The organism is Dactylosporangium sp. NPDC050588 (assembly GCF_040654975.1).
GTDB classification, from domain to species: Bacteria; Actinomycetota; Actinomycetes; order Mycobacteriales; family Micromonosporaceae; genus Dactylosporangium; species Dactylosporangium maewongense.
Genome location: NZ_JBFAJA010000130.1, coordinates 1 through 22,389, shown reverse-complemented (window position 1 = coordinate 22,389; position 22,389 = coordinate 1). Strand labels below are relative to the sequence as shown.

At 71.9% G+C, this 22,389-nt stretch carries 24 protein-coding genes and 1 pseudogene; 8 read left to right on the top strand and 17 right to left on the bottom strand.

Going from position 1 to position 22,389, the window contains the following annotated elements:
• Positions 1 to 43: 43 nt before the first annotated feature.
• Together AB0I21_RS52990 and AB0I21_RS52985 are read right to left on the bottom strand one after the other, a co-directional pair.
• Positions 44 to 1,078: an alcohol dehydrogenase catalytic domain-containing protein gene (locus AB0I21_RS52990; protein ID WP_360572960.1), complete on the bottom strand. Its 1,035-nt coding sequence runs from the start codon at positions 1,076 to 1,078 to the stop codon at positions 44 to 46.
• 161 nt (positions 1,079 to 1,239) lie between these two features.
• Positions 1,240 to 2,121 (bottom strand): helix-turn-helix transcriptional regulator, encoded by an 882-nt coding sequence (locus tag AB0I21_RS52985; RefSeq protein ID WP_360572958.1) that lies wholly within the window; start codon positions 2,119 to 2,121, stop codon positions 1,240 to 1,242.
• 474 nt (positions 2,122 to 2,595) lie between these two features.
• Between AB0I21_RS52985 and AB0I21_RS52980 the strand changes: the two genes are divergently transcribed.
• The 4 genes from AB0I21_RS52980 (at position 2,596) to AB0I21_RS52965 (ending at position 7,071) form a co-directional block, all read left to right on the top strand.
• Complete coding sequence (locus AB0I21_RS52980) at positions 2,596 to 3,609, top strand: AI-2E family transporter (RefSeq protein WP_360572956.1); 1,014 nt, start codon at positions 2,596 to 2,598, stop codon at positions 3,607 to 3,609.
• Between the two features lie 162 nt (positions 3,610 to 3,771).
• On the top strand, positions 3,772 to 4,467 hold the full coding sequence (locus AB0I21_RS52975; protein WP_360572954.1) for a uridylate kinase: 696 nt from the start codon (positions 3,772 to 3,774) through the stop codon (positions 4,465 to 4,467).
• Between the two features lie 174 nt (positions 4,468 to 4,641).
• A complete protein-coding gene (locus AB0I21_RS52970) occupies positions 4,642 to 5,661 on the top strand; it encodes a hypothetical protein (RefSeq protein WP_360572952.1) in 1,020 nt (339 codons plus the stop codon).
• Between the two features lie 36 nt (positions 5,662 to 5,697).
• Entirely contained in the window at positions 5,698 to 7,071 is a 1,374-nt protein-coding gene (locus AB0I21_RS52965; protein ID WP_360572950.1) for an MFS transporter, read from the top strand.
• 70 nt (positions 7,072 to 7,141) lie between these two features.
• On the opposite strand, the gene AB0I21_RS52960 is transcribed toward AB0I21_RS52965, so the two are convergent.
• The 9 genes from AB0I21_RS52960 to AB0I21_RS52920 all read right to left on the bottom strand — a co-directional run bounded on the left by AB0I21_RS52960 (position 7,142) and on the right by AB0I21_RS52920 (position 12,930).
• Positions 7,142 to 7,831 (bottom strand): methyltransferase domain-containing protein, encoded by a 690-nt coding sequence (locus tag AB0I21_RS52960; RefSeq protein WP_360572948.1) that lies wholly within the window; start codon positions 7,829 to 7,831, stop codon positions 7,142 to 7,144.
• Between the two features lie 474 nt (positions 7,832 to 8,305).
• Positions 8,306 to 9,121: a hypothetical protein gene (locus tag AB0I21_RS52955; protein ID WP_360572946.1), complete on the bottom strand. Its 816-nt coding sequence runs from the start codon at positions 9,119 to 9,121 to the stop codon at positions 8,306 to 8,308.
• Between the two features lie 43 nt (positions 9,122 to 9,164).
• Complete coding sequence (locus tag AB0I21_RS52950; protein WP_360572944.1) at positions 9,165 to 9,764, bottom strand: hypothetical protein; 600 nt, start codon at positions 9,762 to 9,764, stop codon at positions 9,165 to 9,167.
• Positions 9,761 to 10,888 carry a hypothetical protein gene (locus tag AB0I21_RS52945; RefSeq protein WP_360572942.1) on the bottom strand — a complete coding sequence of 376 codons (1,128 nt, stop codon included), beginning with the start codon at positions 10,886 to 10,888 and terminating at the stop codon, positions 9,761 to 9,763. The genes AB0I21_RS52950 and AB0I21_RS52945 overlap by 4 nt, the downstream gene beginning before the upstream one ends.
• Positions 10,885 to 11,160 (bottom strand): hypothetical protein, encoded by a 276-nt coding sequence (locus AB0I21_RS52940; protein ID WP_344506487.1) that lies wholly within the window; start codon positions 11,158 to 11,160, stop codon positions 10,885 to 10,887. The genes AB0I21_RS52945 and AB0I21_RS52940 overlap by 4 nt, the downstream gene beginning before the upstream one ends.
• A gap of 7 nt (positions 11,161 to 11,167) precedes the next feature.
• A complete protein-coding gene (locus AB0I21_RS52935) occupies positions 11,168 to 11,458 on the bottom strand; it encodes a WXG100 family type VII secretion target (protein WP_344506488.1) in 291 nt (96 codons plus the stop codon).
• Positions 11,459 to 11,558: 100 nt separating this feature from the next.
• Complete coding sequence (locus AB0I21_RS52930; RefSeq protein WP_360572939.1) at positions 11,559 to 11,786, bottom strand: hypothetical protein; 228 nt, start codon at positions 11,784 to 11,786, stop codon at positions 11,559 to 11,561.
• On the bottom strand, positions 11,786 to 12,052 hold the full coding sequence (locus AB0I21_RS52925; RefSeq protein WP_344506491.1) for a hypothetical protein: 267 nt from the start codon (positions 12,050 to 12,052) through the stop codon (positions 11,786 to 11,788). Before AB0I21_RS52925 ends, AB0I21_RS52930 begins: the two co-directional genes overlap by 1 nt.
• Positions 12,053 to 12,246: 194 nt before the next feature.
• Positions 12,247 to 12,930 (bottom strand): hypothetical protein, encoded by a 684-nt coding sequence (locus AB0I21_RS52920; RefSeq protein WP_360572937.1) that lies wholly within the window; start codon positions 12,928 to 12,930, stop codon positions 12,247 to 12,249.
• 140 nt (positions 12,931 to 13,070) lie between these two features.
• Here AB0I21_RS52920 and AB0I21_RS52915 point away from each other — a divergent pair, with 140 nt between their 5' ends.
• Positions 13,071 to 14,807, top strand: a complete 1,737-nt coding sequence (locus tag AB0I21_RS52915; RefSeq protein ID WP_360572935.1) for a protein kinase — start codon at positions 13,071 to 13,073, stop codon at positions 14,805 to 14,807.
• A gap of 63 nt (positions 14,808 to 14,870) precedes the next feature.
• Here AB0I21_RS52915 and AB0I21_RS52910 read toward each other — a convergent pair whose 3' ends face one another.
• Positions 14,871 to 16,073, bottom strand: coding sequence for a hypothetical protein (locus AB0I21_RS52910; RefSeq protein WP_360572933.1), 1,203 nt, complete (start codon positions 16,071 to 16,073; stop codon positions 14,871 to 14,873).
• Positions 16,074 to 16,644: 571 nt separating this feature from the next.
• Between AB0I21_RS52910 and AB0I21_RS52905 the strand changes: the two genes are divergently transcribed.
• The gene (locus AB0I21_RS52905; RefSeq protein ID WP_360572931.1) at positions 16,645 to 16,935 is read left to right on the top strand and encodes a hypothetical protein; all 291 of its coding nucleotides are present in this window, start codon (positions 16,645 to 16,647) and stop codon (positions 16,933 to 16,935) included.
• A 17-nt stretch (positions 16,936 to 16,952) separates the two neighbouring features.
• Here AB0I21_RS52905 and AB0I21_RS52900 read toward each other — a convergent pair whose 3' ends face one another.
• Complete coding sequence (locus AB0I21_RS52900) at positions 16,953 to 17,249, bottom strand: hypothetical protein (RefSeq protein WP_360572929.1); 297 nt, start codon at positions 17,247 to 17,249, stop codon at positions 16,953 to 16,955.
• On the bottom strand, positions 17,207 to 17,746 hold the full coding sequence (locus AB0I21_RS52895; RefSeq protein WP_360572927.1) for a hypothetical protein: 540 nt from the start codon (positions 17,744 to 17,746) through the stop codon (positions 17,207 to 17,209). The genes AB0I21_RS52900 and AB0I21_RS52895 overlap by 43 nt, the downstream gene beginning before the upstream one ends.
• A 123-nt stretch (positions 17,747 to 17,869) precedes the next feature.
• On the opposite strand from AB0I21_RS52895, the gene AB0I21_RS52890 reads away from it, so the two are divergent.
• The gene (locus AB0I21_RS52890; RefSeq protein WP_360572925.1) at positions 17,870 to 18,844 is read left to right on the top strand and encodes a TIGR04222 domain-containing membrane protein; all 975 of its coding nucleotides are present in this window, start codon (positions 17,870 to 17,872) and stop codon (positions 18,842 to 18,844) included.
• Positions 18,845 to 18,893: 49 nt separating this feature from the next.
• Here the strand turns inward: AB0I21_RS52890 and AB0I21_RS52885 are convergent, their stop codons facing one another.
• Both AB0I21_RS52885 and AB0I21_RS52880 read right to left on the bottom strand, forming a co-directional pair.
• A complete protein-coding gene (locus AB0I21_RS52885; RefSeq protein ID WP_360572923.1) occupies positions 18,894 to 19,466 on the bottom strand; it encodes a DUF1062 domain-containing protein in 573 nt (190 codons plus the stop codon).
• A 288-nt stretch (positions 19,467 to 19,754) separates the two neighbouring features.
• Positions 19,755 to 20,831, bottom strand: a complete 1,077-nt coding sequence (locus AB0I21_RS52880; RefSeq protein ID WP_360572921.1) for a cellulose binding domain-containing protein — start codon at positions 20,829 to 20,831, stop codon at positions 19,755 to 19,757.
• Between the two features lie 751 nt (positions 20,832 to 21,582).
• On the opposite strand from AB0I21_RS52880, the gene AB0I21_RS52875 reads away from it, so the two are divergent.
• A complete protein-coding gene (locus AB0I21_RS52875; protein ID WP_360572919.1) occupies positions 21,583 to 21,975 on the top strand; it encodes a hypothetical protein in 393 nt (130 codons plus the stop codon).
• 60 nt (positions 21,976 to 22,035) lie between these two features.
• Here AB0I21_RS52875 and AB0I21_RS52870 read toward each other — a convergent pair.
• Positions 22,036 to 22,389: pseudogene (locus AB0I21_RS52870) on the bottom strand (M4 family peptidase); the annotation flags it as partial.

Sequence of the window (22,389 nt, the reverse complement as noted above, 5' to 3'; positions counted from 1 at the left end):
TTCGGGATGCTGTCGATGTGGAGATGGGGGCGCGCTCAACCAGTCATGGCTGGATCAGCACCTTCAGCGCGCTGCGGTCGGCCATCGCCCGGTAGCCGTCAGGGACCTGGTCGAGGGTGACGGTGCGGTCGAAGACCTTGCCCGGCTGGACCCGGCCGGCGAGGACGTCGGGCAGCAGTTCGTCGATGTAGGCGCGGGCCGGGGCGACCCCGCCGGTGAGCGTGATGTTGCGGAAGAACACCCCGAAGTCGGCGGGCACGTCGGGGTACTGCGGAGCGCCGACCCGGCTGACCGTGCCACCGTCGCGGACCACGGCGAACGCGGTCTCGATCGCCGGGCGCAGCCCGACGCACTCCAGCACCGTGTGGGTGCCGTCGCCGCCGGTCAGCTCCCGGACCCGCTCGACGCCCTCCTCACCGCGCTCGGCCACGACGTCGGTGGCGCCGAACTCGCGGCCGAGGTCGGTGCGGTTCTTGTGCCGGCCCATCAGGATGATCCGCTCGGCACCGAGCCGCTGCGCGGCGAGGACCGCGGACAGCCCGACCGCGCCGTCGCCGATCACCGTGACCGAGGTGCGCGGGCCGACGCCGGCGGTGACCGCGCAATGGTGCCCGGTCGGGAACACGTCGGACAGCGCCAGCAGTGACGGCAGCAGCGCCGAGTCCTCACCGACGGGCAGCTTGACGAGGGTTCCCTGCGCCTGCGGCACCCGGACCGCCTCGCCTTGGCCGCCGTCGATCCCGCCGGCGGCCCACATCCCGCCGTGCCGGCAGGAGGTCTGCAGCCCTTCACGGCAGAAGTCGCAGGTGTTGTCGGCCCATACGAACGGCGCCACGACCAGGTCGCCGGCGGCCAGCCCGGAGACGTCGCGGCCGACGTCCTCGACGACGCCGAGGAACTCGTGGCCGATCCGGTCGCCGTCGCCGGTGGCCGGCCGGGACCCGTAGGGCCACAGGTCGCTGCCGCAGATGCATGAGCGCACGACGCGGACGATCGCGTCGGTCGGTTCGCGCAGCTCCGGGTCGGGCACGGTCTCGATCCGGACGTCACCGGCACCGTAGATCAGGGTTGCACGCATGGTTGTTTCCTCCGGAATGTCCGTTCGATGGCCGCGATGCGTCACTCTCGGTGACTGCTACCCCTGTGCTGTCCATCCAACCGGTGCCGAAGCCGAGGTGGCAGTGGCCGGCGTTCCAGGTACCGGCAGAACCCCCAAGCCAGCGTGGTCAGTCGGCGTGCTCAGTCGGCCGGGCGGGCGGCGGGCCGCGCGCGCGGCGCCGCGGTCCAGCTGGCGAGGAGGTTCAGCGCCTCTTGTGAGCTGGATCCGGGTTCGGCGGTGTACGCGTTGAGCCGCAGCCCGACGTCGGTGGTCAGGTCGAGGGACTCATAGGCCAGGGTCAGGTCGCCGACCTCCGGGTGGTGCAGGCGCTTGACCCCGGAGCGGTGCAGCCGCACGTTGTGCGCGGCCCACCAGGTACGGAAGACATCGCTGCGGGTGGACAACTCCCCGATCAGGTCGGTCAGCGCCCGGTCATACGGGTCGCGTCCGGCCTCGGCGCGCAGCAGCGCCACCGTGTCCCCGGCAAGGGTCTCCCAGTCGCGGTAGAACTCCTGGCTCGCCGCGTGCAGGAAGATGAACCGGGCGATGTTCGGTGTGGCCACCGCCGTGTCGAGCAGCGGCGCGAACACCACCCGACCCAACGCGTTCGCGCCGAGCACGTCCAGGCGGCCGTTGCGCACGTACGCCGGCGCCATCGTCATCGCGTCCAGCAGCCGCTGCACCACCGGGCGCAGCTGCGACGTCGGACGCCGCCGCCCGCGCGCGTTCGCGGCGGTGGTGTTGGCCGTGCGGGCCAGGTCGAACAGGTGCGTCCGTTCGGCGTCGTCGAGCTGCAACGCCCGGGCCACGGCTTCCAGGACGCCGTCGGAGACACCTGAGAGGTTGCCGCGCTCGAGGCGGGTGTAATAGTCGACGCTCACCCCGGCCAGCAGCGCCACCTCCTCCCGCCGCAGCCCGTGCACCCGGCGGTGCCCGCCGTAGGCCGGCAGGCCCGCCTGCTCCGGTGTGACCTTGGCCCGGCGGGTGGTGAGGAAGTCACGGATCTCGGCTCGGCTGTCCACGCTCTCGACGCTACGACCGCCGGGCCCGGTCTGGGAGGTTCTGCCAGTACCCCGAACGCCGGCTGCCACCGGTCACGACCGGCTCGCGAGTAGATTTGGTGGTAGCCGATCCCCGGGCCCAGCCACCGCCCGGGACGACCCCGCCGAGGTGGTCAAGGTGGTCCTGACGGGCGTCCTGGTCCTCGCGGCTCTCGTGTTCGTCTGCGCCGTGGCGTCGCTCCGCGTCGCATCCCGGCTCGCCCGACAGCGCGAACAACGTATGCGGCATGCCCAGCGACACCAGCACAAGTTCAGCAAACCGTACCGAGGCTCACACGAGAGACCGTCGGTCGTCTCCCGGCGTGCGGGCCATCAGTGAGTCGCAGCCATATGAACGAGCACATGCATCAACAACCGGGACCCCGTCGCGCACCGTCACAGCGGTTGTCGCACCGCCTGCGGGCGGCGGGCTCCGTGGCTTGGGCGCTCGTCGGTATGGCGCTGCTGGTGGTCGGGGCGATCCTCCTGCTCGTCATCCTGCGGCCCATCGTGATCTCGCTGCTGGTCGCGCTGTTCCTGGCCATCGCGTTCCTGCCGGTCGTCGACGGCCTCGCGCGGCGCCGCGTGCCCCGCGCTGCCGGCGCGGCCGCCACGCTCCTGCTCGTGGTCGCGCTGGGCGCCGGCGCGGTCGTGCTGGTCGTGTGGGGCGTGGCGAGCCAGCGGGAACAGATCAGCCGGAACCTGACCGCGGCCGTCAGCCAGCTGCACCGCGTCCTCGACTCGGCAGGAGTCGACGGCAACGCGGCCGAGGCCGGCCGGCAGTCCGTGCACCAGTCGGGTGACATCCTCGTGGCCGGCCTGCTGCCGGCACTGAGCAACCTGCTCGGCGCCAGCGTCAACGTCCTGCTCGGCCTGTTCGTGGCGCTGTTCGTCTGCTTCTTCCTGCTCATGAACGGCCACGCCATCACCGCCCGGGCCGCCGGCCACCTCCCGCTGCCGGGACAACTGGGTCAACGCCTGCTCGGCCGGGCCGCCATGGTCGTCCGCCGCTACTACGGCGGGCTGACCCTCATCGGCGCGTTCAACGCCGCCGTGGTCGCCCTCGGCGCGCTGCTGCTGCAGGTACCGCTGGTGGGCGCGATCGCCGTCATCACGTTCCTCGGCGCGTACGTCCCCTACCTCGGCGCCGCGGTCGCCGCACTGTTCGCCGTGCTGATCGCCCTCGGCAGCGGCGGCCAATCGGCCGCACTCTGGATGATCCTGGTCGTCGTCTTCGCCAACGTCCTGCTCCAGAACCTCGTCAGCCCGATCGCCTTCGGCGCCACACTGCGCATGAGCCCACCGGTGATCCTCCTCGCCACCCTGATCGGCGGCGCCCTGGCAGGCGTCGCCGGCCTCGCCCTCGCCACGCCGGTGACCGCGATCGTGGCCCGCAGCGTCGAACTGCTGAGGGAACCCCCTCCGGCGCCGGACACCACCGACCTGCCACCACCCGGGCCGGCAACGTAGTTGGACGTCGGCGAACGAACCGCCGGACCTCTCGTCCGACCCCACCGACGGCTACGCGTACGGCTATCCCGCGCACTCTGGCATGGGCAGGCGCCAACGGGGCTGACACGCATAAGGTCAGCCCTGACACGGCGACCTTCGCGAGACCAGGACGGGGCGGACATGAACCAAGGTACCCGCGACGAGATGCTCGACCGGCTGGCTGAGGCGGTCGGGTCCGTCACCGTCGCGCACCCGACGCGGGTCGCCGTCGACGGGCCGCCCGCAGCGGGCAAGACCACGCTCGCCGACGAGCTCGCCGCCATCTTGCGCGCACAGGGCCGCGACGTCATCCGAGCGACGATCGACGACTTCCTCTTCCCCCGGGCACAGCGCTATCCGCGCGGCGAGTACTCGGCCGAAGGCTGCTACTTCGACACCCACGACAACGACGCGCTGAACCGGGTCCTGCTCGACCCGCTCGGCCCGGGCGGACATCGACGCTTCCGGCCCGCGGTCTACGACCACGCCGCGGACACCGTGCTGTCCCCACCGGTCACGACCGCCTCCACCGACGCCGTGCTGCTCTTCGACGGCGTCTTCCTCATGCGCCCGGAACTGCTCGATCGGTGGGACCTGCGCATCTTCGTGTCGACGACGCTCGACAAGACCGTGGAACGCGCCGTCATCCGGGAGCACCAGGTGTCATCACGAGCCGACGTCGAACGCCGCTGGCGCGAGCGCTACATCCCCGCCCAACAGTTGTATTTCGCCACGGTCCGCCCGACCCACCACGCCGACATCATCGTGCACAACGACGACCCCCGGCAGCCGGCCTGGGAGACCCGCACAGACCGACCGCGCCCAACTTCGGTATGAGCGGTTCACCAGAGGTCGAATACGGTGCCACGGTACTTGTCGCCTGTCGGATCACCGTTGCAGTCGAGCGTCACGACGAGTTCCTCGGGCGGTAGTCGCCGGGCCAGACGTCAGCGATGACTTCGGGGCGCTCGGGTGCGGGTGGGGTAGGTCAGGCGCCCTACGATCCTCGCCATGACTCGCACGACGCCGCCGCGCCGGGTGGACCTCGCGGAACTGTTCCCGGAGCTGGCCGAGCATGCGGCAACGGTAACTCGGCTGCATCCCCGGCCCGGCGACCCTGGGATCGCCGACAGTTCGGTCGGCGGCCCGCTGCTGTGGCCGGCTGATGAGCCCTGGCCGGTATGCCCGGACGGGAAGGATCACTACGTCTTCCGTCTCCAGAGGCCGGCGATGGTGCGTCGTAGCCGGGAGATCTACGCGGCGGCGCAGGCTCGGGCGGACGCGGGCGGCACTCGGTACGAGCTGACCGACGAGGAGCGGGCGGAGTTGCCGCGCTACGAGTTCTCCGAGCCGGAGGATCTCATCGACGAGTTGGTTCCTCTGGTGCCGGTGGCGCAGCTGTACCGCCGGGACGTCCCCGACTTCGCCGGCCCAGGCGACGCTGACCTGTTGCAGGTGCTGTGGTGCCCGCTCGACCATCCGGAAGAGGGCTACAACCCGAGGGTGCGGCTGTACTGGCGGCGCAGCGCCGACGTGACGCGGCCGCTGAGCGTGGCTCCTGAGCCGACCGTCGTGAGCGGCGCCTACCTGCCGACCCCGTGCGTCGTGTATCCGGAGCAGATCCGCGAGTACCAGTACGGCGACCTGCTGCCGGCGGAACTGGACGCCCGGATCACCGCGTGGGAGGACGAAGCCCGGGGTGGGGACGACGAGGACGACGAAGAGGACACCGGGCTCAGCTACCAGTACGACTTGTCCCTGGCGCCCGGCTGGAAGGTGGGTGGTTTCGCGAACTGGTCCCTGACCGACCTGCATCCGATGGACTGCGTCGAATGCGGCACCGCGATGACGCTGCTGTTCACCGCCGCCTCCAGCGAATGGCACGGGACAGGTGGCAGTTGGAGGCCGGTGGAGGAGCCGCCGGGCGTCTCGTCCGGCCCCACCGACGTGTCGATCGGCCGCGGCTACGACTTGTATGTCTTTCGCTGCCCGGAGTCGTACGAACACCCGCCCGCCACCGCCATGCAGTAGGCCGAGGCCGCTACCAGGACTCGAGGCTCTAGCCGCATGGTTGGATGCCCGAGAAAACGCTGCGGACAAGCGGGGGGACCATTGGCGAACAGGTGGGCGGGACTTGCGGCTCTGCTTGCGGGGTTCTTCGTCATCTTGCTCGACACGACGATCGTGGCGGTCGCGAGTCCGAGCATCCAGGGTGATCTCAAGCCGGACGTCTCCGGGCTGTTCTGGGTGACGGCCGGGTATCTGCTGGCCTTCTCGGTCCCGTTGCTCGTCGCCGGGAGGCTTGGCGATCGGTACGACCCCAAGCGCGTGTTCCTGGTCGGGATGGCGGGCTTCGCGGTGGCCTCGGCGTTGTGTGGGATGGCGCCGTCGGTGGGCTGGCTCGTGCTGTTCAGGGTTGTGCAGGGTCTTGCGGCGGCCGCGATGGCTCCTCAGCCGCTCACGCTGATCCGCCGCCTGTTCGTCGCCGAGGAGCGCGGGCGTGCTCTCGGTGCGTGGGGCTCTGTCGCGGCGGCCGGCGCACTCCTCGGTCCGGTCCTCGGGGGCCTGTTGACAGCGGTCCTCGAGTGGCGGTGGATCTTCTGGGTCAACGTTCCGCTGTGCGGTGTCGCGCTGCTCATGGGGTGGCGGTGGATTCCCGGCAGCCGAGGTAGGGCCGCGCAGCTCGACCTGCTGGGGGCGGTGACGAGCACGGCTGGACTTGGGGTTCTCGTTTGGGCGCTGCTCGCCTGGCGTGACATCTCGGCACCCGCGATCGCTGCCGCTGTCGCCGTCGCAGCGGCGCTGCTGGTCGTCTTCGCGGTCCACGAGCGGCGGATGGGCCCTGCGGCCCTGGCGCCATTGGGGCTCTACCGCTCGGCCGGATACCGGGCCGCGAGCGTGGCGATGGCGGCCCTGGGCACGGTCTTCATCGCGATGGCGCTACCGGCGATGCTGTACTTGCAGGACGTACGGGGGCTTGGGCCGATGGAGGCGGCCCTGGTGATGGCCCCGGACGCTGTTGTGGCGGCCGTGCTGTCCCCCACGGCCGGCCGATGGGTGGACCGGGCGGGACCACGCCGTCCGGCGACTCTGGGGATGGTGCTGCTGGCGGCAAGTCTGGTGCTGATCGGACTCGTGGTCGTCCTGGAAGTCGACCCGTGGTGGATGGCACCCGGGGCCGCGGTGCTCGGGGTCGCGAATGCCGTGGCGTGGTCGCCGCTGTCGGTTGCCGCGATGGCGTCCGTGGATGCGGCGGCGGCCGGCGCGGCCTCGGGGATGTTCGGCGCCGTCCGGCAGGTGGCGGCGGTGACGGGCGTCGCGGTGACGGGCGCGGTCCTGGCCGGCCTGGCAACGTCTCCGACACTGGCCTTCAGCGTGGTGTTCGCGGTCCTGGCCGTCGCAGCGATCGTTGGCGTCATCGCCGCAACCCGGCTGCCTTGACATCGACCGATGACGCAGACAAAACGGGCGGAGTTCTGCGCTGATAGCCGACGTGAACCTCACGTTCTCGTCAGTTCTTCGTCGCCGTCACCATCGCGAAGCCGAGGAACTCGCCGGCGTCTGCGGTGAGCAGGTCGATCACCGCCTGGCGATTGTGCTGCCGGCCGGCCCGGTCGCCTGTGTGCTCGGCCACCGCCTGCGTCCAGAGCAGCCAGTCCCGCCAGCCATCCTCCTGCAGTCGTGCCGATGTGACGGTCACCAGTTCGGTGACTTCCCACTGGAAGCGCCACCACTCGGCGGTGTGCCAGGCGATCGGCTCCCAGCCGAACAGTTCCTTGATGTGCCCCGGGATCGCCCCGAGCTCCCGGACCTCCCGGGTCATGCCCGGCGTCGACATGCCGAGCTGACCGCCGGGCCGCAGGAACCCCACGAGGTATGGCAGGTACCAGTCAGAGGTGCCGAAATACTCGAATGCGTCGATGCTGATGATGGCGTCGAAGCTGCCCTTCGCGAACGGCAGGTTGTGCGCCTCGGCCCGCACGGCGGTCACCTGGCCGGAAACGCCGGCGTCGGCGAACACGGCCGCCGCCTCATCCGGCGCGATCCACCAATCGGCCGCCACGACCTGGACGCCGTACTCACGGGCCAGGAACACGGACGTCGCCCCCTTGCCGGAGCCCAGGTCCAGGACCCGCATTCCCGGACGCAGGTCAAGATCCCGGGCCAGGTCCTCCAGCAGCCACAACGGGTTCGGCCCCATGTCCAGATCGAGCAGCCAGGCCGGGTCGTACCGGGACGAGCGTGGATACCGATCTGGGCGAACAAGCTCACCGACAGCTGTCACGGGCGCCGATTCAAGCTGGCCACAAGCAGGCATGCAACCCAATTCACATCGAGGCTAGTCGGCGTCGCGGGAGGCGGCGAGCGGTAACGATGCCAGTTCATCGATGCCGGCCGGGCGCACGTGGATGTTGTCCGGGGGCGCCCATGGGCCCGTTGGGGTGTCCTCCGCCAGGATCCAAAGTCTGAAGCCGCCGGCAACGACGGTCAGCCCGACGACGGTGAGTTCGACTCAGAGGCGGGTGCGTTCCTTGCCTCTGGCCCGGATCGGGTCGCGCTCGACGAACTGGCCGCCCGGCTGCGGGAAGTCGCGGTCAGCGGCGATCGGATCCGGCACCTGGTGGATGTTGCCGAGGCCCGCGGATTCAGGTTCGACGACTGACCCGGACCAGCGTCAGCGCTTCCAGGGGAGGAAGCCGCGCTTGCGCGGGGGTGGGAGCTGGGGCAGTGACGCGACGAGGAAGACCGTCCCGGCGATGACGTTGCCGGGGAGCGGGTCGGGCGTGCCGGCGGCCGCGGGCAGGCACACGTCGGTCTCGAAGACGCCGCACTGCACGCGGGCGGTGATGAACTGCTGGCCGGTCGCCGCGACGGTCTTGCGGGACGCGTGCAGGACCGTGCCGTTCAGGCGGGCGTAGGCCTCGGCGTTCTCGGGGGCGCCGAAGACGCCGTACGAGATGAACGAGCTCGCCGCCATGCGGGGCGGCCACGGCCAGCCGTTCTCGACGTAGTGGGCGGGTGGCTCGTCCGGGTCGTCGGAGGAGCGCGGGCTCAGCAGGCTGTCGTCGGACGCGGCGAACGCGTCGGCGTCGGCGTGGACGGCCACGTCGACGCCCAGGGCGACGACCGTCGCCCGGCCGCCCGAAGGTGCCGTCGGCAGGAGCCGTCGCTGTTCGAACTCGGCGGCGAGCATCCCGACCTTCTCACCGGACTCGTCGACGACGTCGGCGATCGTGACCTCGTCGTTGGCGTTGTGGACGTCGGCGAGCACCGGACCGGGCGTGCCGGCGTAGGACGGCAGGAACTCCACGAGCTGCCGGCCCCTCGTGGCGACGACGATGCGCGCACCGCTCGGGTCCTGCCACCGGTGGACGGTCAGGTCGCCGGCGCGCCCCAGCACGTCGGCGGTGCGCAGCGCGTCGGCGATGAAGCGCTGGAAGTCGTCGCGGTCGTCGAAGCCGAGACCGACGCATTCGAGGTTCGATGCCACCCGCGAACGGTAATCGTCATGGCCGCCGGCACGCACGCCGGTTTCAGCTGAATGCAGGGCCGTCCTCGTCGGCCGGCGGCGGGGCGGATGCCGTGATGCGGAGGGAGGCGGCGACGGCATCGAACACCGCGACGAGCTCCTCCAGGTGCCGGACCGCGGGCGTGCGGAACACCAGCGTCCACGCGTCACCGGTCGGTGGGGTGACGGAGTACTCGGCGACGACCTCCGCCAGGGGGCCGAGCGGGCTCGCGGCACGGACCAGACGCAGCGCCCGCTCCATGGCACCGGCCGGCGACCGGAGCCGGTCCCGTGGTCCTTGCAGCTCCGTTTCGGCGGGGTCGCTGCGGTACCACCGCTGCGGCGCGACCAGGACAGAAGCGCTGACCAGCTGGCCGGCGCCGGGGTCGGCGGCGGCGCCGAAGCCGGCGAGGACCGCGCCCGCGGCCGCGGACACCCGCGCGACCTGCCGCCACTGCTCGGCGACCTCGGCCCGCAGCTGCGGCGCGGCGTCGTCGGGCAGCTGGGCCAGCAGGAGGGCGGTCACCTGCGCGTCGAGGTCGTCGGCGGCGGTGCGCAGCACGGTCCAGGCCGGCGGCAGGTCGACGCTGACCGGCGGCGCCGCCCACGTGCTCCAGCCGGTCACGGCTGCCCGCTCAGGATCTGCTGGCGGAACTCGCGCACGGTGTTGCCGGCGTCGACCGTGACGACCGTGCCGGACACCAGCTGCGTGACGTCGGACGGCCGCCACTGCTCCAGCAGCGTCATCGGCCGGTAGTGCTGGGCGAGGTCGAACAGCGGCCGGGTCACCGAAGCATCGATGATGCTGCCCTGCGCGGACCGGATCGGGTGCACCGTGTCGAACACCGCCGACCGGAAGGCGACGCCCGCCGACGAGTTCGCCCGGGCCGCGCCCGCCAGCGCGCCGAGCAGCTCCGCGTCATCGGCGGCGTGCCGCAGGACGGAGGCCTGCTTGGCCGCCGCGGTGAAGACGGAAGCCTGCTTGGCGGCCGCGAAGGCGCCCTTCGCCGCGCCGCCCGCGCCGCCGAGCGCCAGGCCGCCCGCGTCGACGAGCAGCTCCTTGCCGGACTTGTGGCCGCCGGCGAACAGCAGCGCGTCGGACACCACCAGCAGCGCCGAGGTGGCCAGCGCCGCGGTCGCGAACACCTCCCCGGCGAACGGGATCCAGCAGGTCAGCAGCGCCGCCATGCCCAGCAGTGCGCTCGCCTTCTCCAGCACGTGGTTGGCGGCGAGGAGGTCCTTGGTGAGCTCGTCGGACACGTGCTGCCAGAACCCGTGCGCGAACTGCCCGACGGCGTCGGTCGCGGCCTCCACGTCGTGCGCGCAGGCGCGGGCCTCGGCGCGGGCGCGCGCCTCGAGGCGGTCCCTGGCGTGCTGGAGCGCGGCCAGCGCCGGCGACGGGTGCCCGTCGGAGGGTGGCAGCGCGTGCGCCTTCGCGACGATCGCGGCCGCTTCCGCCTGGGCGTGCTGGAGGCTGGTCAGCCAGCGCTGCAACGCGTCGGCGGCGCCGTCGTAGGCGGCGTGCGCGGTGTTGAGCCGGGTCAGCAGCTGCGTGCGCCGCGCGGTGAAGGCGGACGCGGCGGCGCCGGTCCACACCGTACCGTCGGAGCCGACCGCTCTGATGAGGGCCGTGGCGTCGCCGATCCGGTCGACGGCGTCGCGCAGCTGCCGGACCAGCCGCCGCACCGCGGCCGGGTCGCCGGGGGCCGGGTCGCCGCCGCGCAGCAGGCTGCTCGTCCGCGCGGTCACTGGAACGTCCGCATGAGCGCCCGGTCGACCTCGTCGTAGGCGTGCGCGGCCTGCCGCAGCCCGTCGACGAGGGCGTGGCTCTCCTCGACGATGTCGGCGATCAGGTCGACGCCGCGGCGGCCGAGCCGGTCCAGGGCGCCGTCGACGACGTCGGGCACCGCATGCCGCGGCAGCGCGGTCAGCTGGCGGGTGAGGGCGGTCAGGGCGGTGGTGGCGGCGTCGAGCTGGTCGGCGCAGCCACGCATCGCGGTGGTGTCGTAGGAGGCTCGCACGGCCGGCTCAGCCGCCGAAGGCCTTGGCGATCGAGCTCTCGGTGCTCTCGTACGCGGTGCCTGCCTGACCGAGGGCCTGCCCCATCGCGTCGAGGGTCTCCTGCAGCGGCACGACCGCCTTCTCCCACTGGGTGCGGGTGTTCTGGAAGGCCTGCGCGCCGGGGCCGGTCCAGACCGCGGCGAGCTGGCTGGCGGCGGCGCGCAGGTTCGCGACGGCCTGCTCCAGGTCGGCGGCGCGCTGCCTGGTGAGCGCGGCGTGGTTGGCGATCTCGGCCGTGTCGAACGTTCCGGCTGGCATCGGGGTCACTGCCTTTCGTCGAAGAGTGGTTACCGTAGCCCCGGCCCGCGGGCCCGATCATCGGACCCGCGGCCGGACTTCCCCCGTCCGAAGAGGGGGGTCAGAAGGACAGGAACCGGATCCGGCCGCCGCGGAAGATGTACCGCGCGTACAGGCCGGTGAGGGCGGCGATGACGAGGGCGCCCAGGCCGGGGCCGCTGTCGCCGCCGGAGAAGCTGCTGAACGCGAAGATGACCGCGCCGAGCGTCACCGCGCTCCAGAAGCCGCCGAAGACGACCCGGCCGATGATGTCGCCGGCGCCGGGCCGGGTGCGGGGTGCGTCGCTCATCACCGGTCACCGTCCTCGGTGCTGCCCTTGCCGAACTTCGCGACCAGCAGGTACAGCACCGCCGCGAACGGGATGACGAAGATGACGACCGGGAACGTCCAGGTGCCGCTGTCCTGGCCGGCGACGTAGAAGCCGTAGCCGGCGAACGCGATCCCGCCCAGCGCCGACCAGGCCCGGTCCTTGGCCTTCATCGACGGCACCAGCGCCAGCCCGATCAGGACGATCCCGGACAGGACCGAGAACACTTCGTATGCGCTCCAATGCATGGCGTGCTCCTACTCCGAGGTGTCGCCGCGTGGGTCGGGCGCCGGGCTCCCCTCCTGACGGACCAGCCCAGCGCCCCAAGCGGCGTTGCCCGATCAGGTCACCACGCGGTCACAGGCCGGCACGAGACTGCTGTGCAGCAGTCTCGTGCGCCCGCCGCGGACCGGGCACGCTGTGTCCCGTGATCCAGCCTCGTTCAGCGGGCGTCGCCGGCGGGCTCCAGATAGCCGGCGCGGACCAGCACGTACAGATACTCCGGGTCGGTGAGCGAGCCGGTGCGGGCCAGGCCGAGCGCGACCGCCTTCTTGCGCACCTCCTCGAGCCGCCGCTGCACCGTCTCGGTCTTCAGCCCGAGCCGGGTGCCGACCTGCTTGAGCTGCAGCGGGGTCGCCGGCACCAGCGGCGGCCAGGCGAGCAGCTCGGCGAACAGCTCCCGCACCGCCTGCTCCTGCGGCCAGGTCAGCGGCCGCGGCTGGTCCGCGGTCTCGGTCAGCGACGTGCCGGGCACCGGCACGGGCCGCGGCACCCGCAGCGCGTCGTCGGTCAGCAGCACCCAGTGCTGCAGCTCCGGCCGGCCGGCGACGCGCAACGCGACCCGCGGCCACACGTGCACGCTGCTCGCCGGGGCGAGCCCGGGCGGCTGGCCCCACGGGTGGACGACGACGCCGTTGCGGTTGGTGACGTCGACCCGCCAGCCGGACCCTGTCCGGGTGACCTCCACCGCCCGCCGCGACACCTTCGGGTCGGCGGGCTCGACGCCGAGCGCCAGGTCGCCCTCCCGGCCGACGAGCACCGCCACGCCGGGGGTGACGGGGCGGGGCGGGCCGCTGTGCAGCACGCCGTCGCGGTCGCGGCACAGCACCTGGATCGCAGCGGTCATGCCGAGCACTCTGACAAACCGGCCAGGTGCGCGACTGGGCCGGTCGGTCATCGATTGCGATCCGGATGTGCCTTTGCAGTAGGACAAGCGCATGAAACGGTGTCTGACGCTGACCACAGAAGCCCCTTGGGAGTTGCACAATGACCGATGACGACCGGTTCTGGGTCGGACCGCAGTCGGCGCCGGAGACGTACCAGCTGATCAGCTGCCTCGGCGGCGGCGCCGAGGGCGAGGTCTGGACCGCGATCCTGCCGCTGTCGGCCGAGGGCCGCCGGAACGTCGCGGTGAAGATCCTCCCCGCGGGCGTCCCCGGGCAGGACTCCGAGGAGGACTGGGTCCGGCACGGTCACCTGCTGCGCAGCATCAGCCATCCCGGGCTGGTCCGGGTCCTGGAGGTGTTCACCGGTCCGCCGCGGCACCGCGCCGGGACCACACCGGCGGGCGCCATGCGGTACGTCGTCATGGACCACATCGAGGGCGTCACCATGCGCGAGTGGCTCGACGAGCACCCGGACGCGAGCGTGTCGGCCCGGCTGCGGACGCTGACCACCGTCGCCTCCGCCCTCGACGAGATGCACTCCGGCGCGCAGACGGCGGTGCCGGTCGCGCACGGCGACGTCAAGCCCAGCAACATCGTGATCCGCCCGGACGGGTCCACGGTACTGGTCGACCTCGGCCTGACCCGCCTCACCGACGGCGGCGGCAGGGTCGGGCGGAGCCGCCCGTACGCGGCGCCGGAGCTCTTCGGCCCGGACGGACGCACGTCGCCGGCGGCGGACCGGTTCGCGTTCGCCGCGACCGTCGTGCACACCATCCTCGGCGAGCCCCCGCCGGTCGGCCCGCACGGCGGCCCCGACCTGGCCGCGGTCGACCAGCGGCTGCGCACCAACCCGATCAGCGCCCGCCGGCCCGCCCTGGTCAACCAGCTCATGCAGGCCCTGGCCGCGCCGCCCACGCACCGCCCGCCGAACCTGCGGGTCTGGCTCGGCTCGCTCACCGACACCCTGTCGCAGGTCACCGAGTCCGGCGGCGGGCTGGGCATGCTGCCGCCGACGTTCGCGGCAGCGGACCAGACCGCGACCGGCACGTTCATGCCGCCGACGATGGCCGGCGTGTCGCCGCTGCGCGCGCCCGTGCCCGCCCCGCCCGGCGGCGGTGGCCGCCGGCGCACGGTCGTCATCGCCGTCGCGGCGGCCGCGGTCGTGCTCGCCCTGGCCGGCGGTGCCGTCGCGTACGGGATGAGCGGCGGCGACGACCCGTCCGACACCTCGGCGAAGGGCACCGCGACCGCCACGACGGCCGGCGCGGCGAACCCGGCACCGACGACGGCGGCCGCCCCGCCGAGCCCGGCCGACACCAAGGCGGCGCTCACCGACGAGGCGTCGTCGCCCGCGTCCGCCTCGGCGGACCCGTCGGTGTCGCCCAGCTTCAACGAGGGTGCCGCCTTCGGCCTGCGGCTGTCCGGCAACGCCGCAGACGAGGCCGGCTTCATCGCCGGCCGCACCGACATGTACTACACCGCCACCGACATCGACATCAACGGCAAGAAGTCGGTGAGCGGCTGGTCCAGCGGCTTCAGCTGCTGCAACAACGGCACGACCAGGGTGGTCGAGGCGACGATCGACATCAACCTGTCCCGCAAGTACACGACCCTGACCGGCATCGTCGGCATCGAGGACCACAGCAAGCCGAACGTCCCGATCCGGGTCCAGGTCTTCGCCGACAACACGTCCGTGTTCGACAAGCAGGTCACCCTCGGCCACCCGGAGGACCTGAAGGTCACCGTCGCCGGCTGCCTGCGGCTGCGGGTCGTGTTCACCGGCCAGATGTACCAGGCCCAGGCCGTCGTCGGCGACCCGAAGGTCTTCGAGTCCTGACCTGACCGGCAAGGGGCGGCGCTCAACGGTGAGCGCCGCCCCTTTGTGTTCGTGCCCCCGGGCTCAGTCGCCGGTCGGCAGGTTGTCCGGTGACCAGTTGCCCAGGTAGACCGTCATGTCCTTGGGCGGCTGCTCGTCGTGCAGGCTCGCGGCGTCGTCGATGATCTTCCGCATGGCCGTCACCGCCAGCCTCGGGTTGGCGGCGGCCCCTCCTGTACTGAACGGGTCGTCGAACAGGTCGAGCACCCGCCCCGGCGACAGGCGGGCATCGCCGGCGCACCAGCCGCGCACGACCGGCTCGGGGTCGTGGCTCAACCGTTCGATGACGTCGGCGGGCACCGCGCGGTCGTAGACGGTGAACGCCCGGCGGCGCGGGTCGGGGTCGTCGGCGAGGTGCGCCAGGCTGTCCCGCCGGATCGCCGGATGCTGCAGCAGCCGCTCCTTGGTCATCGTCCGCGCCTCCAGGAACGTGGCGATCACGGTCTCGGCCGGCACCGCCGCCTGGGACTCGCACAGCAGGAGCCGGACGGCGAAGTCCGCGTCCCGGGCGAGCACGGCGACGAGGTCCACCGCCAGCTGCCTGTTCATCGCGACGCTGCGCCGCAGGCCGATGTGCGCCGACGCCGCGCAGCGCCGCTGCACCTCAGGGTCGCGGGTGCGGCGCGCCCACTCCGCCGGCTGGATCCGGTCCTCCGGCCCGACCCGGTAGTCGATCGCCGCACGCTGCTCCTCGGTCAGCTCGGGCCGCATCGACACGGCCAGCCGGACGCCGTGGTCCGGGTCTGCGGCGAGCCGCTCGACGAGGTCGGCCGGCAGCTCCGGGTGCGCCGCGGCCTGTGTACGGGTGTACGGGCGGCCGGCGGCGACCATCGTCTCGGCCGCGGCGCGGGTCAGCGGCTCCCTGTCCGGGTCGGCTCCGGGCCCGGCCGGCCAGAGCCGTTCACGCAACTCGTGTGGCACGTATGGACTGCCCTCGATCAGGTCCACGGCTCTCGGCATCCGCTCGATGAGCCGCTCGTAGCCCCGGACCGTCAGGGCCGGCTCCGGCTCCTCGATCCAGAGCCGGAATGGCTGCGGCCCTTCGGCGAGGAGCCGCCGCACGAAGTCGTCCGGGTCGTCGACGAGCCGGTCACGCTGCTCGGGCCGGACGTGGTGCGCCTGGGCGAGCACGCGGCGCACCTGCGCCTGCGGGTGCGTGACCATGACGTCGACCTGCTCGTCGGTCCAGACCGACCGTGCCTCCAGGTCGAACCCGACCTCGGTCAACTGCTCGTCGAGCAGGCGGCGCAGCAGTTCCCCCGGCAGCGCGGGATTGACGGCCAGCCCCCGAAGGCGGACCCGGACAGGCTTGTAGTGGTGGGCGAGGAAGGCGTCGTTGACGTACAGCGGAAACCTCCGAACCGATCGCCGGTGTCGCGGACGGCAACCATAGGCCGGTCTTGCCCTGGATCGACAGCGTTCGTTCACCCGAGTGACCCACCCCGCCGCCCGCCGTTACGATGGAGGCGATTCACCCTGCCCGTCCGGCGCCGCCAGCCGGCGTTTGACTCGGTGATCTTCGGCGGCCAGAGTCTTCACGTGCGGTTCGAGACGCTGCGGTGGAAGCTGCCGGTCACATCGCCGACTGGGTACGGCGCGGACCTGGTCCGGGTGCCCGGCACGGCGAGCGTCCTGTCCACGCTGCCGGGTGGCAAGCTGTACCAATGTGACGCCTTCACCGGCGACGTCCGGGTCGGCAAGGCCGTCTCCGGCGACCTGCGCGCGGTCGTCTTCGACGGCGACAGCGGCCACCAGGATGGCGCGTGGGCACTGGCCACGTTCGGTCTCTGCCGGATCAGTGAGGCCGACGCAGCTCGTGGCGTTCGACGCGTACACGCTGCAGCCGTTGCGGCAGGCGGCCATCGGCGCGGACGCGGTCGAGGTGCTGGGCGCGGACAGCGCGGGCAGGATCGTGGTGGCCCGCCGCCACGGCGTGACGGTCCACCGGCCGGACACCCTCGCGGTCGAGGGCGCCTACGAGCACCATGCACCGCTCGGCGACGCGCTCCTGCTCGGTGAGCACGACAGCGTGGTGCTGCGCGGCCCGGTCACCGCGGGCGACGGCCTCACCGTCGTCAGGTGGTCCTGAGGCCGTCGCCCGCCGGGTCAGAACTGCTTCAGCTCGGCCAGGACGGCGACCAGGTGGGCGTAGCCCGGCGCGTGGTACGGCGGGATCGCGGGCACCTGGCCGGCCATCTGGTTGATGAGGACCTCCCGGCGGTCGGCGGGGTCCAGGTCGAAAAAGAGGGGCGGGAGCACCAGCGTCGCCGGGCTGAGCGCCGCCGGGTTGTCCGCCGCGACCACCTGCAGCGGCTTGTCCATGAGAGCCCGGATCTCCTTCAGCCGCCAGTGGATGCCGGTCAGGACGATGTCGTCGGGTCGGGCGAGGGTGTCCTGCAGCACGCCCGGGAACGCCCTGGCGACCGCGCCGCGGATGTCCTCGTCGATGGCGGTGGCGGCCCGGTTGAGCAGGCGCTGCCAGACCTTCGGTAGAGATGGTCGACGTGGTGGGCGGCCAGGCCCAGCCAGGTCTCGACGTCGGCCATCGTCCGCCTCGCGACGTCGATCTGCGGCAGCGACAGTCCGGTGTAGCCGTCCTGCGGTGCGAACTTCCGCGCGGTGAAGTCGGGGTCCATCGCCAGCATGACGAAGAGCGCGATGCTGTCGGCGTCGCGCAGCGCGTCCCGCCCGTCCAGCAGGAAGAACCGCCGCCGTACCGTGTACGACACGTCTTTCGTGTGCAGGGCGGCGTGGGACGACTCGTGCAGGAACGTGTAGGTCTGCTGCGAGGCTATCGCCGCGACGTACTGCGGCCCGAAGGTGATGCGGGCACTCGCGTCATGGCCGCCCGTCGCCGCCTTCCTGCTGGCGCCGCACGTCTTCAAGATGCGGGCCCTCATACACGTGACGCCGGGCAGCAGCGCCTTGAGCAAGAGTTGCTCAAGCGTCCCGGCGCGACCGTGACAGACGACGCCGGTCGATGCCGACAATGAGGGCACGACATCGGTCACGGGGGTGGGCGGATGGGGACGATCGTTGCGGCCGGCGAGACGTGGGGTGTCTCGGGACCGGGGTTTCTCTGGCTGTTCCACGCGGCGGGGGTGCTCGCCGTCGGCGTGCCGCTGCTGTGGCGGTGGCTGCGGACGCGGCGGCTGGAGCGGCCGGACACCGCGGAGCTCACCGCCGAGCAGCTCGCGATGATGAACGCGCAACGGTCGGGCGCCGTCGACGCCGGGCTCGCCGCGCTGCGGGCCCGGGGTGTGGTCGAGGCTGCCGGTGGTGTGGTGTCGCGGAGCGCGGCGTCCGGCGGTGACGACGCGTTGCCAGCCGGCGCGACGCCATTGGAGCGGGCGCTGTTCGCGGCGGTCCGAGTGCCGACGCCGGCCCGTGACCTGCAGCTCGTCGGTGTGGTCGCGGCGGCGCTCGACGCGGTCGACGCCGACCTGCGCCGGCGGGGGTTGCGCGCCGACCGCGCGCGGGAGCGCCGGCTCGCGATCCGCGGCTGGGTGCCGCTGGGCGCGCTGCTCGCCCTCGGCGCGGTCCGGCTGGTCGCCGGGCTGGTCAACCACCGGCCGGTCGGCTATCTGGTCGTGTCGCTCATCGTGTACGGCGCGGTCCTGCTCATGGTGGCGAACCTCGACGTGCCGCGGGCGCGCGACGCATCGTCGGTCTGGGCGGACGCCCGGCACGAGCACCGGCATCTGGCACCGCAGCTCAACCCGTCCTGGGCCACCTACGGTCCGGCGGGCGCGGCCATGGCCGTGGCCCTGTGGGGCGACAGCGCGCTACGCGCCGGCGACCCGGCCTTCGCCGCCGGCCTGCGCCCGCGACCCGCCCCTCCGCCGCGCCGGGCGTCCGCGTCGCACGCCCGGCGTGGCACCTCGTCCTCCGACGGCAGCACCTCGATGCCCAGCTCCACCAACAGCTGCGGCTCGTCGTCGTGCGGCAGCGGCGCATCGTGCGGTGGAGGCGGCGGCAGCAGCGGTTGCGGCGGCTGAGCCGCGACGACCGCCGCCGGGCGCGCGACCCGGCGGCGGTCGTCACCGGTCAGCCGCGTTCAGCGGCCTTCCCCAGAACCAGGAACGTGAAGCCCGTGGTCGTCGGGCGGCGCAGCGAGACGTCGCTCTTGACCCGGAGCGACACCTCGGACCTGGTGAGGCCGAGGTGCTCGGCGATGAGCCGGTCCGGACGTACCGGGACCGGGTCGGCGAACGTGACCTCCACCTGGACCGGCCACGTCACGTCCGGGCGGGCCGGTGGGGTGTCCAGCCGCCAGGCGTCCCGCCAGTCCAGGACGAACCGGTTGCGCCGGGCGAGCAGCGGATCCAGCAGCGTGGCGGCCACCAGGTCCGGATCGTTGGCGTGGTACCCGTCGAGGCGGGCCGGGTCGATGGACCTGACCGGCGTCCGCTCGTGCACGGTGAGCTTGCTCGTGCGGTCGCAGGACACGCACCGCACGAGGAGCCACACGTCCAGCAGCTTGCCGTTGGCGTTGACGCGGAACCTGCCCTCGCCGGTGGTGGCGGACTCCGACCGGCAGTCCAGGCACCGCAGCGACAGCAGCGGCAGCCTGGTGCGGCGGACGGTCCAGGGCAGCACGGCATGAGGTTGTGACGACATGATGATCTCTCTGAAGACCTGACCCGAGGCCGGAAGCGCGGCCTCGAACGCTGCGTGCGCGGGCGCACGTGGGCAGCCCGGCGGGACCGACGGGAGGTCGGCCTGAAGGCGAGCGGAAGAGCGTCAGGTCTACAGAGCGGGCGGGGTCACGCGGTTGTCCTCTGTCCTCGCGGCGACTGGGCCACAGACAACCTACGAACACGCATCAGGTGCGCTCAAACGGTTTTCGGACGGAACGGGCAGGCCGGCTCCGCCACGGGTGCGGAGCCGGCCTCGTTTTCAGTTGGGTCAGGCGGCGGTGCAGCTCACCGAGGACGGGGCGGTGCCGCCGGCGGTGAAGCCGTACGTGGTGGTCGCGTTCGCGCCGAGGGAGCCGTTGTACGTCTCGTTGCGGACGGTGATCGGCGAGGTCGACGTGACCCGGCCGTTCCACAGGTTGCTGATCGTGGCGCTGCCGCCGGACCAGGTGGTGCTCCAGCTGGAGATGCCGGATGTGCCGGTGTTGCGCACCGTCACCTCGCCCTGGAAGCCGCCCTGCCAGCTGTTGGTCGTCCGGTACGTGGCGGAGCAGCCGGCGGTGCCGCCACCGCCACCACCGCCGCCGCCACCGCCGTTGATGGAGGCGGAGAACGCGGTGACGGCGAGGCCCTGGCCGCCGATCCACGGCTCGAAGCCGGCCTGCATGCTCGTCAGGTACCACGACGTGGTCGCCTTGCCCCGGCTGATGACGTCGTTGATGAACGCCTTCGCGTCGAAGCTCCAGCTGCTGATCGGCGACGGCGCGACGTAGGAGACCACGTCATTGCCGCCGTTGTTGCCCTGCCAGACCTCCCAGGTGCGGCCGGCGATGGACGCGCTGCCGACGCGGCTGCCGACCGGCTGGATCGAGCCCTGGCGGTTGAACCAGATCATGATCTCGGTCGCGTTGACGCCGTTGGTCTTCGGGGTCGGGTCCATCCAGATGTCGTACGCCGCGTCGTACGTGCCGCCGACGTAGCTGTACGAGATGCTGGTCTGCGCGGAGCTGATCGCGCTGATCTGCATCGGCAGGTTGGTGCCCGGCGAGCAGTTGCTGTAGTGGCAGCCGACGTAGATGGCGGGGTAGGACGCCGGTGCCCCGTTGGTCGGCTTGTTCGCGTTGATCTGCGAGATCGAGAAGCCCGTGCTCGTCACGTTGATGCACTGGGTCGCGCTGTTGCCCCAGTTGTTGTTCATGACCACGTACCGGCCGCCGATCGTCGTGGACCCGTAGGTCTCACAGATCTGCGTGTCGGCGAGGGCCGGCTGGGCGGAACCCACCAGCGCCACCATGCCTGCTGCGGCGAGCAGACCGGTCGCGGCGGCGGCGCGCAGCGTGTTTCTCATGCTGCCTCCTTGCCTGCGTCGATGGAGCGACGGGAACGCTCCTGCATGCGGACGCTAGGCAGCCTTCCGCCGACTCGCGAAAGAACGGCCCGACATTTATCGTCGTCGCTGCTCAGTGGGGTCGGCGGGTGGTGAAAGGTACATCGCCGGCAGCACGGATTTCGGGCCTGGCGCCCGCGCGCCCACCTTCGACGCGGCTCCTGCACAGACATTGATCAATGCCCGCATTTGCGACCTTCGTTCCATGGACGGTGCGCGATCCACCCCCAAGTGGATCTCTGAAATGTAGGTGGATCGCGCAGCGTCGATTCCCCAAAAGGTACATTCCGGGGCATTGACCAACGTCTGCGCGGGGAGGCCGAGAAGCCGAGGGGCCGAGAAGCCGAGAAGCCGAGGGGCCGAAGAGCCGAGGGGCCGAAGAGCCGAGGGGCCGAAGAGCCGAGGGGCCGAAGAGCCGAGGGGCCGAAGAGCCGAGGGGCCGAAGAGCCGAGGGCCCAGGCCCGACAGGTAGCCGGTCCTGTCGATCACCGGACCCAGATGACGGCGGGGCGGCGAGGGTCGGGCCGGCTCGGCAGATAGGACACGTCCTGAGCGGGCAGCATCGCCCGCGCTCCTCAGCGGCATCGAGGTGCGTCACCGTCACCGAGCCGCTTCCCACCGGGCGAGGCGTCCGCGCGACAATGCGGATCATGAGCGACTTCTCCGAGACGGCGAGCGAGGCAGCAGCGTGTGCCGCAGGGCGGTGGCCGCGGTGTTGATCAGGCAGGGAACCGCGCCCTACGGGTGGGGTCTTCTGGTCGTGTCGGACGCCGGTTGCACGTTCGAGAGCCTGCCCGAGCAACTGCCCGCCGGGTGGCAGTTCGTCGCCGGGGGTGACGTGGTCGTGTTCAGTGTCGAGCACATGCAGTTCGGCGACGTGACGGTCCGGGTCTGGCGGGACCGGCTCGGTCACGGCGACGGCCGGGCGCCGATCGCCTCCGTGGCGCTCGCGGTGGCGTCCGGCCGGCTGGTCGTCGGGGACGTCGGGGAGAGCCCGGAGGTCACGATGCACGTCGAACTGGAGCCGGGCACGTACATCATCGATGCCTACTTCGACGTCCCGCTCGGGCCGGAGTCGGTCGACCTGGTGGTGCGCCCGGCCTGAGACCGAACACGCGACGCCCCAGTCGTCGGACCGGGGCGTCGCGGCTTCCGCGGGCGGGTGTCAGCTGACCGTGACGGCGGTGTCGTCGATGACGAAGGACGTCTGCAGTGACGAGTCCTCCGTGCCGTTGAACTTGATGGTGACGGTCTGGCCGGCGAAGGCGTTCAGGCTGTACGTGCGCAGGACGTACCCGGAGGCCTTGTTCAGGTTGGACAGCGTGCCGAGGGTGGTCGAGCCGGCCGTGACGGTCAGCTTGTCGTACGCCGTCGTGGTGGTCGTCTCGGCGGAGTCGATGTGCGTGTAGAAGGTCAGGGTCGCCGAGCAGCCGGCGGGGATGGTGACCGCCTGGGAGATGGACTCGGTGTGGGTGGAGCCGTAGCCGAGCAGCCAGGCGGAGTAGGTGCCGGTGCGGGC